The sequence below is a fragment of the Streptomyces sp. SBT349 genome, assembly GCF_001083795.1.
GTDB lineage: Bacteria > Actinomycetota > Actinomycetes > Streptomycetales > Streptomycetaceae > Streptomyces.
This window is the reverse complement of sequence record NZ_LAVK01000637.1, coordinates 1-1,712: the sequence shown is the minus strand read 5'-3', so window position 1 is coordinate 1,712 and position 1,712 is coordinate 1. Positions and strand designations below refer to the sequence as shown.

Genomic DNA, 1,712 nt, shown 5'->3' with positions numbered 1-1,712 from the left:
GGGCGGGGAAAGGCGGGTGAGGGCACCGCTTCGCGCGTGTTAGCCTTCTGGATGTCGGCAGCGCCCGGCCCCCGGGCGGGGGAGCGGTGAGGCTCTCGGCGGTGCACAGGCGCGGGTGGCGGAATAGGCAGACGCGCTGGATTCAGGTTCCAGTGCCCGAAAGGGCGTGGGGGTTCAACTCCCCCCTCGCGCACCACGAGACATCGACGCAGCGGGTTCTCCCCGGTGGCAACGGCCGCGGGTGAGGCCCGCTTTGTCGTGTGCGGTGCCGTTGGGGGCGGTCGTCCCCGGCGCCGGCCGGGGGGTGCGCCGGTGCCGCGGGGGTCGCCCGTTCGGCCGTGTATTCATCCGTAAATCACAGAATGGCGCTTTCCGTGCGCTGCGTGCGGGTTTACGTGATTTCTGATTTGTTTTCTGTCATGGTTTTCACCGCCTGCCGATAAATGGCCCGAAGGGTGAGTCATGCGGTCTGACCTGCGGCGACGTGTGCCGAATTCCGTCCTGCACCTGGTCCAGCCGGTCGAGGGGGGTGTCGCCCAGGTCGTCACCGATCTGGTGCGCGCACAGACCGAAACGGGAATGCGCACTTTGGTCGCCTGTCCCTCCGGAGGGTGGCTCGGGAGAGCGGCCGCCGCGGCCGGGGCCGAGGTGAGGCTCTGGGTCGCCGAGCGCGGTCCCGGGCCGAACCTGCCCTGGGAGACGGCCTGCGCGGCCCGCGTCATCCGGCGCGCGCGCCCGGATGTGGTCCATCTCCACAGCGCGAAGGCGGGGCTGGCCGGGCGGCTTGCCCTGCGGGGGCGTCTCCCCACGGTCTTCCAGCCGCACGCCTGGTCCTTCGAGGCGCTGGGGGCGCCCGCCTCGGTGCTCGCGGCGGGTTGGGAGCGCTTCGGCGCGCGGTGGGCGCACCGGGTGCTGTGCGTCAGCGAGGCGGAGCGGGAGCGCGGGTTGCGCGCCGGGATCGCCGCCCGCTGGTCGGTGATCCCGAACGGCGTCGATCTGACCCGTTTCCCCGAGACCGGGGGCGTGGCCCGCCGTCAGGCACGCGCCGCCCTGGCCGCGGTGCACGCTCTGCCGCAACGGGCCCCGCTCGTCGTCTGCGTGGGCCGGCTGTGCCGGCAGAAGGGGCAGGACCTGCTGCTGCGGGCCTGGCCGCGGGTCACGGCCCAGCTGCCGGAGGCACGGCTCGTGCTGGTCGGCGAGGGACCCGAGGGGCGGGCGCTGCGCGCCGCGGCCGCGGTCGGGACGCTCTTCGCCGGGCACACAGACGACACCCTCCCCTGGTACGCGGCGGCCGACCTGGTGGTGCTGCCCTCGCGGTGGGAGGGGATGGCGCTGGCGCCGCTGGAGGCGATGGCGGTGGGCCGCCCCGTGGTGCTCACCGACGTCGGCGGCGCCGACGAGTCACTGCCGCCCGGCCACGCCGCCCACTGCCTGGTGCCGCCCGAGGATCCGGCGGCCCTCGGCGAGGCGCTGGCCGCGCTGCTGGGCGACGCCCGGCGCCGCGTGCTGCTGGGAGAGCAGGCCGCCGACCATGTGCGCGCGGTCCACGACGTCCGCCGCGCGGCCGATGCCTGCGGGCGGCTGTACGAGGAGCTGACGGCCCCCGAGGACCCGGGCCCCGAGGCCGCCCCCGAGGCGAGGGAGTTCAGCAGGCCATGACGACCGAGGGAGTGGGCGGGGCTGTGCTCGCCCACTCCCTCGGTCGTCATGGC

At 74.6% G+C, this 1,712-nt stretch carries 1 protein-coding gene and 1 tRNA gene; both read left to right on the top strand.

What is annotated here, in order from left to right; translation table 11 throughout:
- Positions 1 to 109 precede the first annotated feature (109 nt).
- Positions 110 to 196: transfer RNA gene (locus ADY01_RS35415), tRNA-Leu, on the top strand.
- 266 nt (positions 197 to 462) lie between these two features.
- Positions 463 to 1,659: a glycosyltransferase gene (locus tag ADY01_RS35410; protein WP_049580970.1), complete on the top strand. Its 1,197-nt coding sequence runs from the start codon at positions 463 to 465 to the stop codon at positions 1,657 to 1,659.
- Positions 1,660 to 1,712: the final 53 nt, after the last annotated feature.